Origin of the sequence: Stenotrophomonas sp. ATCM1_4 (assembly GCF_004348115.1) — a bacterium.
Classification (GTDB): domain Bacteria; phylum Pseudomonadota; class Gammaproteobacteria; order Xanthomonadales; family Xanthomonadaceae; genus Stenotrophomonas; species Stenotrophomonas capsici.
Genome location: NZ_QPFB01000003.1, coordinates 1 through 392 on the forward strand (window position 1 = coordinate 1; position 392 = coordinate 392).

At 65.3% G+C, this 392-nt stretch carries 1 protein-coding gene; it reads right to left on the reverse strand.

Annotated features, from left to right (window positions below; all coding sequences use genetic code 11):
* Positions 1-373, reverse strand: a 373-nt coding sequence (locus ATCM_RS18950) for a hypothetical protein (protein WP_207911866.1), incomplete at its 3' end; no start/stop codon positions are given.
* Positions 374-392: the final 19 nt, after the last annotated feature.

Consider the following 392-nt stretch of genomic DNA (forward strand, 5'->3'; position numbering starts at 1 on the left):
CAGAATCTGCCACTGGCACTTTCTGGCACTCCGCTTGGCAGTCATTGGCACTGCCAGACTCTGCCAACGGCGTGCCACTGGCACTTTCTGGCAGTGCGGCTGGCACCGGCGGGCAGTCGATCCCGATGCGCTTGGCATATTCGGGCATCATCCGGGCAGCCTCTGGCCGCCCGTACTGCTTGCACAACGCCGCCCACTTTGATTTCTCGCTGCGTGCTTCCGCCCCGGCTGCCCACGGGTTGTGGTCTGCCCAGTCGTGCAGCGCGTAGTCGTCGCCGTCCTGGTCAAGGAAGCGCACCCGCACCAGCTCGCGCACGAACGCACCATCTTCGCCCAGCCAGTCGGCGGCAAGCTCGATGTCTTCCACGGTCATGCCGGACAGATCGCCGTCG